General features: G+C 41.2%; 9 protein-coding genes. 2 read left to right on the top strand and 7 right to left on the bottom strand.

Annotation, left to right across the window (positions count from 1 at the left end):
• Positions 1-335 precede the first annotated feature (335 nt).
• Positions 336-968: a nitroreductase family protein gene (locus ACFSR6_RS13055; protein WP_379079593.1), complete on the top strand. Its 633-nt coding sequence runs from the start codon at positions 336-338 to the stop codon at positions 966-968.
• 455 nt (positions 969-1423) lie between these two features.
• Positions 1424-4150, top strand: a complete 2727-nt coding sequence (locus ACFSR6_RS13050; RefSeq protein WP_379079591.1) for a carboxypeptidase regulatory-like domain-containing protein — start codon at positions 1424-1426, stop codon at positions 4148-4150.
• Between the two features lie 106 nt (positions 4151-4256).
• Here the strand turns inward: ACFSR6_RS13050 and ACFSR6_RS13045 are convergent, their stop codons facing one another.
• The 7 genes from ACFSR6_RS13045 to ACFSR6_RS13015 form a co-directional block, all read right to left on the bottom strand.
• A complete protein-coding gene (locus ACFSR6_RS13045) occupies positions 4257-5216 on the bottom strand; it encodes a 2-hydroxyacid dehydrogenase (RefSeq protein ID WP_379079589.1) in 960 nt (319 codons plus the stop codon).
• Positions 5217-5277: 61 nt separating this feature from the next.
• Positions 5278-6087, bottom strand: a complete 810-nt coding sequence (locus tag ACFSR6_RS13040; RefSeq protein ID WP_379079587.1) for a DUF4249 domain-containing protein — start codon at positions 6085-6087, stop codon at positions 5278-5280.
• A 4-nt stretch (positions 6088-6091) separates the two neighbouring features.
• Complete coding sequence (locus ACFSR6_RS13035) at positions 6092-8413, bottom strand: TonB-dependent receptor (protein ID WP_379079585.1); 2322 nt, start codon at positions 8411-8413, stop codon at positions 6092-6094.
• A 95-nt stretch (positions 8414-8508) separates the two neighbouring features.
• Entirely contained in the window at positions 8509-9666 is a 1158-nt protein-coding gene (locus ACFSR6_RS13030) for a multiheme c-type cytochrome (protein WP_379079583.1), read from the bottom strand.
• Positions 9667-9720: 54 nt separating this feature from the next.
• Entirely contained in the window at positions 9721-11472 is a 1752-nt protein-coding gene (locus ACFSR6_RS13025; RefSeq protein WP_379079581.1) for a cellulase family glycosylhydrolase, read from the bottom strand.
• 18 nt (positions 11473-11490) lie between these two features.
• A complete protein-coding gene (locus ACFSR6_RS13020; protein ID WP_379079580.1) occupies positions 11491-12894 on the bottom strand; it encodes a glycoside hydrolase family 30 protein in 1404 nt (467 codons plus the stop codon).
• Positions 12895-12982: 88 nt separating this feature from the next.
• Positions 12983-14512, bottom strand: coding sequence for a RagB/SusD family nutrient uptake outer membrane protein (locus ACFSR6_RS13015; RefSeq protein ID WP_379079578.1), 1530 nt, complete (start codon positions 14510-14512; stop codon positions 12983-12985).
• Positions 14513-14521: the final 9 nt, after the last annotated feature.

Here is a 14521-nt window from a genome sequence, read left to right as displayed (position 1 = left end):
CAGGGTAACGCTTCATCCGGGGCTAGGTGGCAACAGCAGTATTTCATATTGGGGGTTGCAGGATGCAGAAACCCTTGTTCCTAAACCCGATTGAGCGGAATAGCCCGCAGCGTAGCGAGGACTATAAGCGAAAGCGGGACTGCATGCCGCCAAGAACCACAAGCCACTCATTTTCTTTCTAATAGTGGAACAACATTAACCATATAAGAAATGTAAGCTTAATGCAAGTGAATACCAGCTTACCCGCAATTTTGCTTTCTTACCATACATCAACAATAGGTTTATTCCTTATTTCCATATTTGCTACATAGAATTTAAAAAAAATCTTCAAAAATATGAGCTTAATAGATGCCCTAAACTGGCGTTATGCCGTTAAAAAAATGAATGGACAGCCTGTTGAACAGGAAAAAGTAGATAAAATTATAGCTGCTGCACACCTGGCGCCTACTTCATCAGGTTTACAGCCTTTTAAAGTAATCGTGGTAACCAACCAGGAATTAAAAGAGAAAATTGCGCCGATTGCTTCTAACCAATCGCAGATTATCGATTCATCGCACCTGTTAATTTTCGCTGCAAACGAAAACTATACAGAAGAAGGTATTGATGCAATTTTCGACAGGATGAATGCAGAGCGTGGTTTACCCCTAAATACCACTGATGATTATAAAAAACGACTTAAAAGTATCCTTTTACCAAGGACTGCAGAAGAAAATTTTAACCATGCTGCACGTCAGGCTTATATTGCTTTCGGTATTGCCATTGCAGAAGCAGCTGTGTTAAAGGTAGATGCGACCCCAATGGAAGGTTTTAACGGACCTGCTTTGGATGAACTTTTAGGTTTAGATAAAAAAGGTTTAAGAAGCGTTACCCTATTGCCTTTAGGTCACAGAGACGAGGAAGGCGATTGGTTGGTTAACCTTAAAAAGGTACGTGTTCCGAAAGAAGAATTCTTAATCGAGTTTAAATAACAGGCAAACACTATTATACTTAAACAAGCCGCTTTTTAGCGGCTTGTTTTGTTTAGAAGCGAGCCTTTGGCCTTTGAGTCGATTTGAAACATTGTCCGTAGAATTAAGCATAGCGTCTCTACGGATTGCTGAATGAGATTGAGTTTATAACTCAATGATTATAAAGCGAGTCAGATACTTCTTCTATTTCTAAATCCGTGGTACCCTTCGGAACAGTTAGCGGTTTAAACAAATAAACTAATGACCAGTGAACTAATGACCAGTGAACTAATGACCAGTGAACTAATGACCTAATGACAAGTGACTAATGACAAGTGAACCAATGAACTAATAAACCAGTGACCAGTGAACTAATGAACTAATATTTTTGTAAAAAAGTGTTAAACCTTCCTACAATTTAGGCGCTCTCTTTATAATTAGATATATTTACGGGCATAGCATTTAATAACCAATCCATGAAGATTTTTAGACTATCTTTTATCATACTTTCTCTCTTATCAGCGCTCAGTTTCTCTTCCTTGGCCCAAACCGATACCATCAGCATAAATACCATCATCAGCAAAACCAATAAGGTTTTAAGCGATTACCCTGCCGAAAAAATTTACCTTCATTTTGACAAACCTTATTACGCGGTGGCCGATACCGTTTGGTTTAAAGCTTACGTTACTGAAAATCAGAATTTCTTATCGGGAATCAGTAAAATTATCTATGTTGACGTAATCAACCAGAATGATTCGCTCATCCAAACCTTAAAATTACCTATTACAGGTGGCTTTGCCTATGGTAACTTCCCTCTGGATCAGGTAAATTACAAACAGGGTAATTATCACATCAGGGCCTATACCTTATGGATGCTGAACAGTGATGACCCAGCTTATTTTAACAAAACTTTTTACGTGGGTGAAGCCATAGATAAAGAAGTAAAAACCCATATTACCTATAAAAATACCTCGACTGATAAATTAGAAAAGATCGATGCGAGGGTTCAGTTTAAAGATGCCAACAATAAACCATATGCCAATAAAAATGTAAGCTGGCAGGTAATTACCAGTTATACGGTAATTGCTAAAGGCCGGGGTACAACCGATGCCAATGGTTATCTAACCATCGCCATGAGCAATGCTCAAAAGGCCGAATATCAGTTGCAAAAGGGCCAGCTTATTACGAGCATAAATACCACTGATAAGGATGTAGCCAGCAATACCTTTTCATTAAAAAATGCTATCTTAAGTAAAGATTTCCAATTTTTTCCGGAAGGGGGAAGTTTAATTGCCGGTTTAACCAATAAAGTTGCTTTTAAAGCCATTAAAAGTGACGGTTTGGGCATCAGCTCTAAAGGTACCGTTACCGATAATGATGGCAAAACGGTGGCCACCTTTGCCGCTCAGCATTTGGGCATGGGCAGTTTCAACTTAGCTGCCGAAACCGGAAAAACCTATAAAGCCCTGGTTACTTATGCCGATGGCACTACTCAGACCTATAACTTACCAACTGTTCAGGCAAACGGTGTTGTAGTAAACATCGACAACAGCAGTGCTGATAATATAGCGGTAAAAATTGCTGCAAATGATGCTTTTTTTGAACAGAATCAGGGTAAAAAGCTTTATTTAATTGCGCAGAGCAAGGGTGTAATCTGTTATGGTGCGCAAACTTCACTGTCAAACAAAGAATACAATACCACTGTGCTTAAATCTAAATTTCCAAATGGAATTGCCCAATTTACCTTGTTTAATGAGTTTGGCAAACCATTGAGCGAAAGATTGGTCTTTGTACAGCAAAAAAATACCATGGCCATTAATTTAACTACTGCGGCAACTACTTATGGGGTTAAGAAAAAGGTAAAAATAAATGTAGCAGCTAAAAAAGACGGGGCTCCTGTTGAAGGCAGTTTTTCTGTTTCAGTTGTTGATGAAACTAAAGTACCATCTAGCGAGGATGCCACCAGCACCATTTTAACAGGCCTGTTATTGAGCAGTGATGTTAAAGGCTATATTGAAAAAGCCAACTATTATTTTAATGCACCAGATGCCAAGAAAAATGCCGATTTGGATGTGCTATTACTCACCCAGGGTTACCGCAGTTTTAAATACACTGATATTATTGCCAATAAACTGCCTAAAATAGATTTCTTACCAGAGCAGGGCATCGAAATTTCGGGTATCCTGCGTCAAAATAATGGCATTCCGGTAAGAAAAGGTGCGCTATTATTGAGTATTCCCGATAAACGTTTCAATTTGGAAGGCACTACCGACCCCGTTGGGAATTTTAAATTTTCCAACCTGGTATTTAACGATTCGTCAAAAGTGACCATTACGGCTAAATATAACGTGAACTATAAGAATATGACGTTAAGCTTAAACGGTACACCGGTTCCTACACTGACCCGGAACTTCAGCGCTGCTGAAGAAGTTCTTAACATTGATAGTGCTTTAACCAGTTACCTGGATAACAGCAAAAAACAGTATGCTTATTTGCATACCCTAAAAGATGTAAACATCAAAGGGGCGGTGGTACCAAAAGTTAGCCATAAGGATTACCCGGCATTAACTGGCTTGAGCCAAATGGCCGATCACGAAATCAGTGGCGATCGCTTAAAAGGCTGCGGGCTTTTGATCAATTGCTTACAGGGTATGCTGGCCGGTGTAACTTTTGCTGATAATAACTTCTATGTGAGCAGGGATTATAACCAGGGCAAAAGAATCCCAATGGGTATTTTTATCAACGGAATGAACGTGGATGTAAACCAGATCAATACTTTAGATGCAAACCAGATTGAATCGGTTGAAGTATTTTTAAGAGACGATTTAGGCCTGGTTAACCGTGCCAACAATGTAAATGGTGTAATTGTATTTAACCAGAAAAAAGCTCCTAAAGGAACCAAAATTACAAAAGCCCAGTTAATGGACATGCTGCCTAAATATTATGAGCTTACTTTCTCACCACAGGGCTATAATAAAGAAAGACAGTTCTATTCGCCTAAATACGACGTACCTGCAAGCATGAACCGCAACGATTTAAGAACCACCATTTACTGGAATCCTAAGGTGGTAACCGACGCTACGGGAAATACCTCTTTCGAGTACTATAATGCAGATGGCAAAGGCCAGTACAAAGTAATTATAGAAGGTATAGATGCCAATGGAAATTTAGGCCGATCGGTGTTGAAGTATACCGTTAAATAGAAAGGGCATTTAGTTAATGGTTGATAGTTCATAGCCATGAAGAATAGGCTGATGTCTATCTGCCATTAACTATGCACCATTGACTATCGACCAATAGCCTTTCGGCTTACTTCACCTCAAACGGTATTTTTTGCCCTTTCAATCCCGCTAAAATATTCTTCACAATAATCTGTGCCATGGCGGCCCTGGTTTCTTCGGTGGCTGAACCAATGTGCGGTAGAACAGCTACATTTTTCATAGAAAGCAAAGGATTTTCCGGATCCATAGGTTCCGGATTGGTTACATCAAGACCAGCTCCCCAGATTATTTTCTCTTCCAGGGCTTTGATCAGGTCTTTTTCGTTATGGATGCCTCCTCTTGCGCTATTGATAAAAATGGAATTGGGTTTCATTTGCTTAAACACCCCAAGCGTAAATTTATCTTTAGTTTCAGGCGTGAGCGCGGTATGGATAGAAAGAACATCACTTTGAGCCAAAAGTTCATCAAAAGATACATATTTAGCACCTAATGCTCGTTCAGCCTCTTCGTTACGCGAACGGTTATGATAAATTACCGGCATGTTGTAAGCGCCAATACATTTTTTGGCCATTTCTATACCAATTTTCCCAAGACCGAAAATACCCAGGGTTTTGCCGTTTATCTCAATACCCAACTCGGCTGCAGGCTCATATTTTTTCCATTCGCCTTTAATAATTTTCCTGTGCATGTAGAAGGCCTTTCTCGATACAGCAAGCATCAATAAAAAAGCGGTATCAGCAGTAGCAGCACTTAACACGCCAGGGGTATTCCCAACCGGAATATTCAATGCCTTTGCTGCCGCTACATCAACATTATCATAACCTACCGAATGCAGGGCTATAACCTTTAAATGGCTACAGGCTTTTAGAAACTCGGCATTGATTTTGTTTGGGCCAACACTGATTAATGCATCCTGACCCTGAGAGGCTTCGATCAACTCTGCCGGACTGATCTGCCGGTTTTCTTTCCATTGGGTAATCGAAATATTGTTTGCTTCCAGTTCTTTTATTCCCACTGGCGCAATGTTGCCACTTATAAATACTTTCATGTTTATTTAACAGCAGATATTTTAAGGTGTTTTGGATAATGTAAATTGACCTCTTAAAGCATTATTTTACCGTTGCAGAAAGTACCTCATAAGTATTAGCGCTAAAATAGCCCAAAGCCTGATTTGAAATATTGGAAGTTGGGTTGGCTGGCGTGGTGCCCTGGTTTGGTCCGCGGTTGGATTGTTGACTCAAAGCATACCAGTAATCAAAAATATTCGAATCAATACACTCCATCTCTATCCTGATCTTATCGTTGGAGTTCAGTTCGTCACTATCATGATCGTTGGTAGGTGGCTTAAAAAACAGCTGTATCCTCAGGTCATTACCATTTGTTAAACGATCATTGCTTACATAAAACCGTTCTGATAGCACATCATTTACATAAAGGTTAAAATGATAAAAATTAGTTTCGTTGGCCGGATCTTTTAAAAATACTGCAGCAGTTTTGCGCTCTCTGCCAAAGAAAAAGTTTTTAATTACACCAATCGAATCCATTTTAACCACATTAGGCATTTTCGAACTGGCTGTGTAAGTCTGTCCTTCTGCGACCACACTTAAATGATAGGTAACACCAGGTACGCCTTTCATTTTATTGATATAAGTTCCCGGCGTTGTACCTTCTTTAAAAACATAGGTGTTTCCCTTATTATCGGTTACGGTAACGCTTGCTCCGGAAATTTTTGGAAACACATTGGCTTCAGTATAACCAATGGTTTTGCTGATCTTAATCTGCTGATCGATCAACTGATCATTAATTTTTCCTTCAATTACAATCTGGGGATCTGCATTCTCGGTATCTATAGAAATAATTTTCTTGCATCCGGTGAAACAAAGAGTGAACAGTGAAAGGGATATAATCAGTTTTTTCATTGCTTTAAAATTTAAAGTTCCAGGTAATTGACGGAATAAGTCCAAACAAAGAGGTTTGCTGTGCTGCTGTTTTAGTCGGGTCGTTCGGATCTGTAATAAACTCGATCGAATAAGGGTTTTTCCGCCCCAATAAGTTATAAATCCCGAAATTCCAGCTCGACTGGTATTTTTTTCCAGGTTTACCCTCTAAAGTAGCGCTTACATCCAACCGCATATTATAAGGCATACGGCCGGCATTTCTTTGGGTATAATAATAAGCCATCTGGCCTCCAATACTATATTTTCCTGCCGGGTAAGTTACCGCATTACCCGTACTGTAAATAAAACTCGAAGAGAAGGTCCAACGCTTGCTCATGTTGTAAATGCCCACCACCGAAATATCATGTGTACGGTCCTGTCTTGCCGGAAAATACCTTCCATTATTGAGCTCGGTAAATTTACGCTCAGTGCGCGATAAGGTATACCCCAGCCAACCATTCAGTTTGCCAAATTTCTTCTTAAAGAACAGTTCCATTCCATAAGCGCGGCCAACGCCATATAATAACTCAGACTCTACATTCGAATTGGCCAGCAGTTCTGCAGCATTTTTATAATCGATCTGGTTTTGTAGCCATTTGTAATAAATCTCGCCTGAAAGTTCGTAATTGTTATCCTCGATATTTTTAAAATAACCTATAGCAACCTGGTCGGCAATTTCGGGCTTAACGTTATTGCTGCTCAACACATACTGATCGGTAGGTGAGCTGGAAGTAGCATTGGTTAAAATATGTACATTTTGAGTGTTCCGGTTGTAAGAGGCTTTGATTGAGTTCTGTTCGTTAAATAAATAGCTTACCGAGAAACGCGGCTCGAGGTTAAAATAACTTTTATAAAATTTCCCTTTGGCTACATTCTCTGTAGATGTGATATTCCCGTCCGCATCATAATTACTAAAATTACCTGGCCCCATTAGGGAAAAAGCAGCTAAACGCACACCATATAAAAAATTTAAATGTTCGTTAACCGCCCATTCGTCGGAGATATAAGCTGCTGATTCTATGCCATAACGTCTTTCCTGTGTTAACGAATTTACCTGCGAAGATTTATCACTGTCGATATCAATAGGAGAAATACGGTGCTGTGTGGCATTTACACCAAACCTAAGGGTATGTTTATTGCTGAAATACTGAAAATCTTCTTTAAAGTTAAAATCGCGTACCAATGACGTGGCCTTAAAGTTTGTGGCATCGTTTAACAACCTTACAGTATAATTATAGTTGTTGTAAATTAAGGAGGTGTTAGAAAATAAACGGTCGCTAAAAATATGGTTTAAGCGGATAGTGGTGGTAACATTGCCCCAGTTATTTTCAAAAAGGTCTTTAACGCCGATATTATCTTTACCGAAATAACCAGAAATGTAAATGGTATTCCTATCGTTGATTTTATAATTCGCCTTGGCATTGATGTCGTAAAAATTAAGGGTACTTCCATTTACGGACGAATCTGGCGAAGAACGTAAAAACGCATCGATATAAGTGCGTCGGAAACTCACCATAAATGAGCCGCGGTCTTTAACAATAGGGCCTTCTGCTTTAACCCTCGAAGCAATTAAGCCTATACCACCCTGAAACTTAAATTCTTTATTATTGCCATCATCCATTTTTACATCTAAAACAGACGATAACCTGCCACCATACTGTGCAGGCATCCCACCTTTGTACAGGCTCACATCCTTAATCGCATCGGCATTAAAAGTAGAAAAGAAACCCAGCAGGTGCGATGAGTTGTACACCACCGCCTCATCGAGTATAATCAGGTTCTGATCGGCCGCTCCCCCACGCACATAAAAACCGGTATTCCCTTCCCCGCCAGATTTTACACCCGGTAATAACTGGATGGTTTTCAAAATATCTTTTTCGCCCAGCAGCACCGGTATGGTATTTAGCGTTTTCATATCAATCCGTTCGAGCCCCATTTGCGCACTTTTTACATTTTCGTTTTTACGGTTATTGGCATTTACGGTTACTTCAGCAAGATCGTTCGCGCTTTTCAACTCTTCGTTTAACTTGGTATCTTTTGTTAAATTAATGGTTTTAACCACGGGGGCATAGCCTGTATAACTTATGGCCAGAGTATAAGTACCCTCAACCTGTTTCAAAGCGAAATAACCATAATTATTGGTGAGGGTTGCAGCAGTAGAAGTGCCAGAAAGCCTGACAGTAGCACCGATCAGGGTTTCACCTGTAGCTGCATCCCGGATGGTTCCGCTAAGGTTAAATTTATTCTGCGCAAAAATAGATGTACTGAAAAAAAGAAGGAATAAAGCTAAGTAGAGTTTTATAGGCATACGGGCAACTATCTAATTTTAAGATGGAAACCAAATGTACGAAATCCAAGTCCGTTTAACGGACAATAGACAATTTCTTAATACAGGATATGGTTTTACTTATTAACGGGATAAATGCCGATATGGTGTGAACGCAGTAAATAAGCACTTAAATCAGCTTTACCAGCCTGTTGAAAAGTGATGAGTTTGGAAGGTATTTTTGGCATGTGACAATCAATGCAATTGTTGCTGAGCGATCCTTTTGCGAGCGTAGCTTCGCTGTGTTTACTATCCTGATGACAACTAATACAACGTTGCGAGTAAATCTTTAAATTACCCTTGATGTTTTCGTGCGTACTGTGGCACGACTGACAGGTCATGGTTTTGCTTTTGCGGTAGCAATTACTTCCTTTCAGCATTTCGGTCTGGTTGCCATGCACATCAGGATCGGCCCCGCCAAAGCCTGCAAAGTCTTGTGCATAAAAATCGTCTAAATTATCGCCGGGCTGAAAACCGAAAACCGATTTTTGGGCAACCAATGCATTTCCGGAGTGACATACCCCGCAGGCATCCATCTTTTGTTTCCTGCTCAGCGTTTTATAAATGGTGATGAATTTTGCCGTTTTCTCTTCAGGATTTTCCAGGTGAAAAACTGCATGTTGCCGGCCTGGCCCGTGGCAACGCTCGCAATCTATGCCATAAATCAAGGCGCCGCGCTCCATCTCCTCATCCGTAGAAACACCCGAAGTTTGGGTTATTTTCTTGTCTACATATGAGGCATGGCACTCTAAACAACGACTACCGATTGGCCGGTCGTAATAAAAGGTTTGTTTAGGGAACCCCGGACTGATGGCCCAGTTCCGGATAGCCGAAAAAGAAGAAAGTGGCAACTCATACAACTTTTTGCCTTTCCAATAGGCGTAGGTATAAGCCTTCTCGCCCGAACCAAATACCATATCGAACTTTTCGGCACGTACTTCTTTTCCATCTACATAGGCTACCTGGAAAATGCCTCCTGCCCGTTTTTCGATCACTACCTTCTGGTGCCCATCGTAGCTAAATACATTCGAATCTGGTGCAAAAACCTGTATCAATTGCTGTTCGGTTATTGGTTTAGACGTTAAACCATGTGCATTATGGGTAAAAGATTGCTCAATGTCTTTATGGCATTTTACACAGGTGGCGGCACCGGTATAAGCTTCGCCCCTGATGTCTTTTGGTAACTGATCGGCCGCATTCATGCACCTTGAAAGGATAATGATGACTACTGCCATCGCTCCTAATATAACCAGGATTCGTTTTATACCTTTCAAGATGATACCTGTTTTTTATTTTACAAACTGAATATAGCTAAAATTATAGCCACCGGTAGCGGCCAGCACCCTTATTTTTTGCTTCCCGGCTTTTAAAGGCACATTTTTGATTTCGAAAGTGGCGAATCTTTTTGCATCCCCGGTATTTGGAACCGTTACTTCTTTGGCAATGGTTTTACCGTCGATTAAAACTGTAATTCGCCCGGCAGCATTTTCGGCTGCTGCATTTATTTTTAAGGTATAAGTACCTTTCTGCACAACATTAACTGTGTATTGCAACCATTCACCATTTTCGATGTGGTTTACATAATATTTTTCATATTGAAGCGAATCTTTCGCAATGTCAACACCATCATTGCGGTAAATCCTGCCGCGGTTTCCGACCGATCTTTTATTGGTTGAAGTGTGGTAATCGGCCGTATCGGTATCGAAATAGGCAAAGCTATTTTTACCCAAATCGTAGTCAACCGCATATACTATGCTTTTGTTTTGAATTAAATGGGCTTTAAAAGGTTTGGTTTCGTTACTAAAAGGCTGACGGATCATTGCATCGATTACATCGCGATGAATGATGGTGTTTTCTAACTTCGAATAAATGGCCAGTTCCATTAGTCCGCTATACACATTGCTATCTTTAGGTTTATTACCGCCATTGTTCAGGTATTTAACCAGCGCATCGTAATTGGGGTTCGATTTAATTTCCATCGGGTTATTGAACCCGATTTTTTTTAACGGCCACCACGACCAGCCGATATTGTTTTTTTCTAAAAGGTGGATGGCATCGGTAAACCAGACATTAGAGTTCTCTCCTGTTTCGCCAAGCCAAACGGGTACTTGCTGCTCATCCCGGGCTTTGATAATATGTGCTATTGAGGCCTGGTCGTTATAATTCCAGTATTTATGAAAGCTTAAGGCCATGTTTTTATCCCACAATGGGAAAATGCTATTATAGTTATTGCCCCAGCCATTACCTTCAATAATAATCAGGTGTTGCTGGTCTACCTCACGGATGGCTTTGGTAATCTCTACCATCAGTTTTCTTAAAGGAGCATTTACTTTTTCTTTGGTACCGTTTTTATCTTCTCCCGGATTGCTGAAACCATAGTTTGGCTCATTTATAATATCGTAGGCCCCGATGTAAGGTTCGTTTTTATAGCGCTCGGCCAGTTTTCGCCACAGGGCAATGGTTTTCTGCTGATTGGCCTCACTATCCCACAGGTAGGGTTTTGACGGATCTCGGTCGGCAATGTTTAAATCGTTACCCTGCCCGCCCGGTGCAGCATGCAGATCTAAAATGAGGTACATTTTATTGGCTTTACACCAGTTGAGTAAGCTATCGGTCAAGGCAAAGCCTTTTTCGAGCCAGGTATTTTTTCCGGCCACGGGTTCCTGATCTACCGGCAGGGTATAAAGATTATAATGCATAGGCAGGCGGATGGAATTAAATCCCCAGCGTTTCATCGAGTCGACATCGATCTTACGCATGTGGTTAGCCAGCCAGGCGTCGTAAAATTCCTGCGTTTGCTTCGGCCCTATCAGATCGGCAATCCTTTCGCGGATACGATACTGTTGTGCCTCATTATTAATTTTTAGCATATAGCCTTCCTGTAACATCCAGCCTCCAAGGCCGATGCCACGCAACAATACATTCTGGCCCTGGCCATCAACAATTTTTGTGCCCGATGCTTTTAAAAAACCCTGACTAAAACCGGTAAACGAAATGCTGCTGAACAGAAAAATAGATAGAAGTGATTTTCTTAAAAACATAGTTTAAACAATTGATAATTACCAGATATAAGTGGCTACTGCACCCTTATCGAGCGCTGCAGCGTACGTTTTGCCGTTCTGACTGATGTTAAAGGCCGCTGATTCTTTGCCGGTATTGGCGACAATAAGCACATGTTTACCTTCGGGTGTTTTAAATGCAACGTTGGCCAAACCGTTCAGCTCGTTAGAAGCCACCCGTATAGAGCCGGGCCTTACAAATTTCGAAGCATGGGCAATGGAAAAGTAAGCCAGGTTACGGCTATACTTATCGCCACTAATGGTAACTGCCCCCTGGCACATGGAGCAACCGCCTCTATCGGTATAAGGCTTATTTTCAGGATCGGCAGCGAGGTTCCATTCCAAAACATTTTTGCTGCAGTTACGTGTAGCGCCAATAATTAAGCGCTTTACCGGATTTACAATATTGATGGTTGCTGCATCGGGCTGTTCAACCACCATCTGCTCGGAGAAATAGATGTTTTTATCGGGATGGGCATTATGCACATCGGTTAAAGCCTCTATCTTACCCCCATAGAGGTGAAAGGCCGAACCTGCAATGTATTTCCTTGCTTCGGGATCATCTAAAATACTGATTGGATAATCGGGCCTGTCGGCATTATGATCGTAAATAATAATTTTGGTTTTAATATTGGCTTTAGCAAAAGCAGGCCCCAGAAACTGTTTTACAAAAAGCGCCTGATCGGGTGCGGCCATAAATAAACTGGGGTTATTGCCCGGATGTAAGGGTTCATTTTGCACCGTTATGGCATCGATCGGAATCCCAACCTTCTGCATTTCCTGTACGTATCGCACAAAATACTTAGCGTAAGCGCTATAATATTCAGGTTTCAGCATACCGCCACGGGCATCGTATGTTGTTTTCATCCATAAGGGAGGAGACCATGGCGACCCCATAACTTTAATCTTCGGGTTAATAGCCAGGATCTCCTTCATTACCGGAATAACATCTGCTTTATCGGGGCCCAAATCAAATTTAGCCTGCTCCAAATCGGTTTCGCCTTCAGGAAGATCGTTGTAAGAAAATACTTTTTCATTTAAATCTGATGCCCCAATACTTAATCTGATGTAGCTCACACCAATGTTATTGCCATTGGTTGCAAAGAGTTCTTTAAGCAGTGCTGCCCTTGCTGGTGCCGACATTTTAACAATATGCTGTGCACTGCCCCCGGTTAAGGCATAGCCAAAACCATCTATACGCTGATAAGTTTCTTTATCGTTTACAACAATTACAGGATGCTTATTTTTGGTTGTAGCCAGGCTTAGGCCTGTATTTTGATGGGTAAATAAGGCTGTACGATCGGCTTTAGTTAACCACACTTGTGGCTGTACCTGTGCCATAACAGTAACCGAAAAAGTAAAAGCACAACCCAATAAGAGTCCAAAGGACCTGGTGAATAGCATATAAGAAAGATGATCTGGTAAAAAACAGGAAGAAAGGCCAGGCTTTCTTCCTGTAACAATTAAACATTAAGGATATACAGACTGGAATTTATTTAGTGCCACCCCATTCTTTACTTTGTAAAATTTTAGAGTTGGCCAGTTCTCTTTCCGGAATTGGAAAGATTTCGTTTCTGCCTGCTTTAAAACCTTTACCGGCTAATACCGTTGGCGCTAAGCCCCAACGTACCAGGTCAAACCAGCGGTGTCCTTCTGCAGCAAGCTCCAAACGGCGCTCGCGCATAATGTTATCCATGGTTACCGGCAACGGATTTAAGCCCACCCTTGCCCTTACTGCATTAAACATCACATAAGCTTTTGTTCCGGCACCAACACCTGCACCACTTTTCAGCAAGGCTTCTGCCTCTAACAAATAGGTATCGGCTAAACGGATTTCGTACATATCCTGACCAAAATTAAGTTCTAACTGGCCACTGGCCGCTTTGGTAGAAGTACGGCCGGCGTATTTTTCTATAAAATATCCGGTATTGGCATTTGCATGTTTATAGGTCACAATATTTGCTTTTTCCAAACTATCCAGATTGGCAACAGTTGCTTTATTCCTCGGATCGTAATGAATCTGATCAAAGAAATCTTTAGTAAAAGGCAGGAAACTCCAGCCCGAAATATAATCGGGCGCCAAAGCGGCATTTACCGGCACATAGTTACGCGGGCCAACCAAAATACTCATAACGTTACCTTCGCGGCTGCCAACGGTTCCCCAGCCCATATCAGAGGTGGTGTTATACACAATTTCCAGAATCGATTCTGAATTGAACTTATTTTTAACGTTCCACAGATCGGCAAAGTTAGGCAGTAATTTATAGCCATAGGTACTCGCTCCGGGGGTTGGTCCGTTTACCAATGCAAATTCTGCCGCAGCTTCAGTCCACTTTTGCTGCCACATATATACTTTACCCAAAACTGCGTGTACGGCACCTTGAGTAAGCCTGCCACCTTGCGAAGCAATCGGAACAGTAGTTGGCAAATTAGGAATAGCCTCTGATAGATCTTTAACAATCAAAGCATAAACCTGATCTGCGGGAACCTGTAATACATCAAACATGGCACTAGGCTCAACTACATCGGTTAATAAGGGAATATTCTTAAATAACCTCACCAGGTCGAAATAATAGATTGCCCTTAAAGCTTTTACCTCTGCAATGTAGCGCGTTTTGGTGGCATCGTCTAAACCTGCACCATTTACCTTTTGCAAAAATACATTTGCCCGGTAAACACCGGTAAAACCCTTACCCCATAAATGGCTGGCCGCCCCAGAGGTAGAAGTTAAGGTGTAGTTATTGATGGTTTGTAAATCGCCGATATCAGATGGTGAATCACCTCCGGCAAAATGGTCATCAGAACCTGCCGATAAAATATTCACTTTGGTCAGGTATCCTGAAGATTGATTTCCCAGCACATCATACACCGAAATGAGTGATGTTAATGCTTCTGCAGGTGTTTTGTAATAACCAGTCTCCAAAATGCGTTCTCTTGGGTTTACATCCAACTGTTTTTTGCAAGACACAAACAATTGTGATGAAGCAGCCAAAGCCGCGATATAAAAAATACTCTTTTTCATTGTTCAACT

The sequence above is a fragment of the Pedobacter vanadiisoli genome (assembly GCF_042684385.1).
GTDB classification, from domain to species: domain Bacteria; phylum Bacteroidota; class Bacteroidia; order Sphingobacteriales; family Sphingobacteriaceae; genus Pedobacter; species Pedobacter vanadiisoli.
Note: the sequence above shows the minus strand (reverse complement) of the source record. Positions and strands in the feature narration are given on the sequence as shown.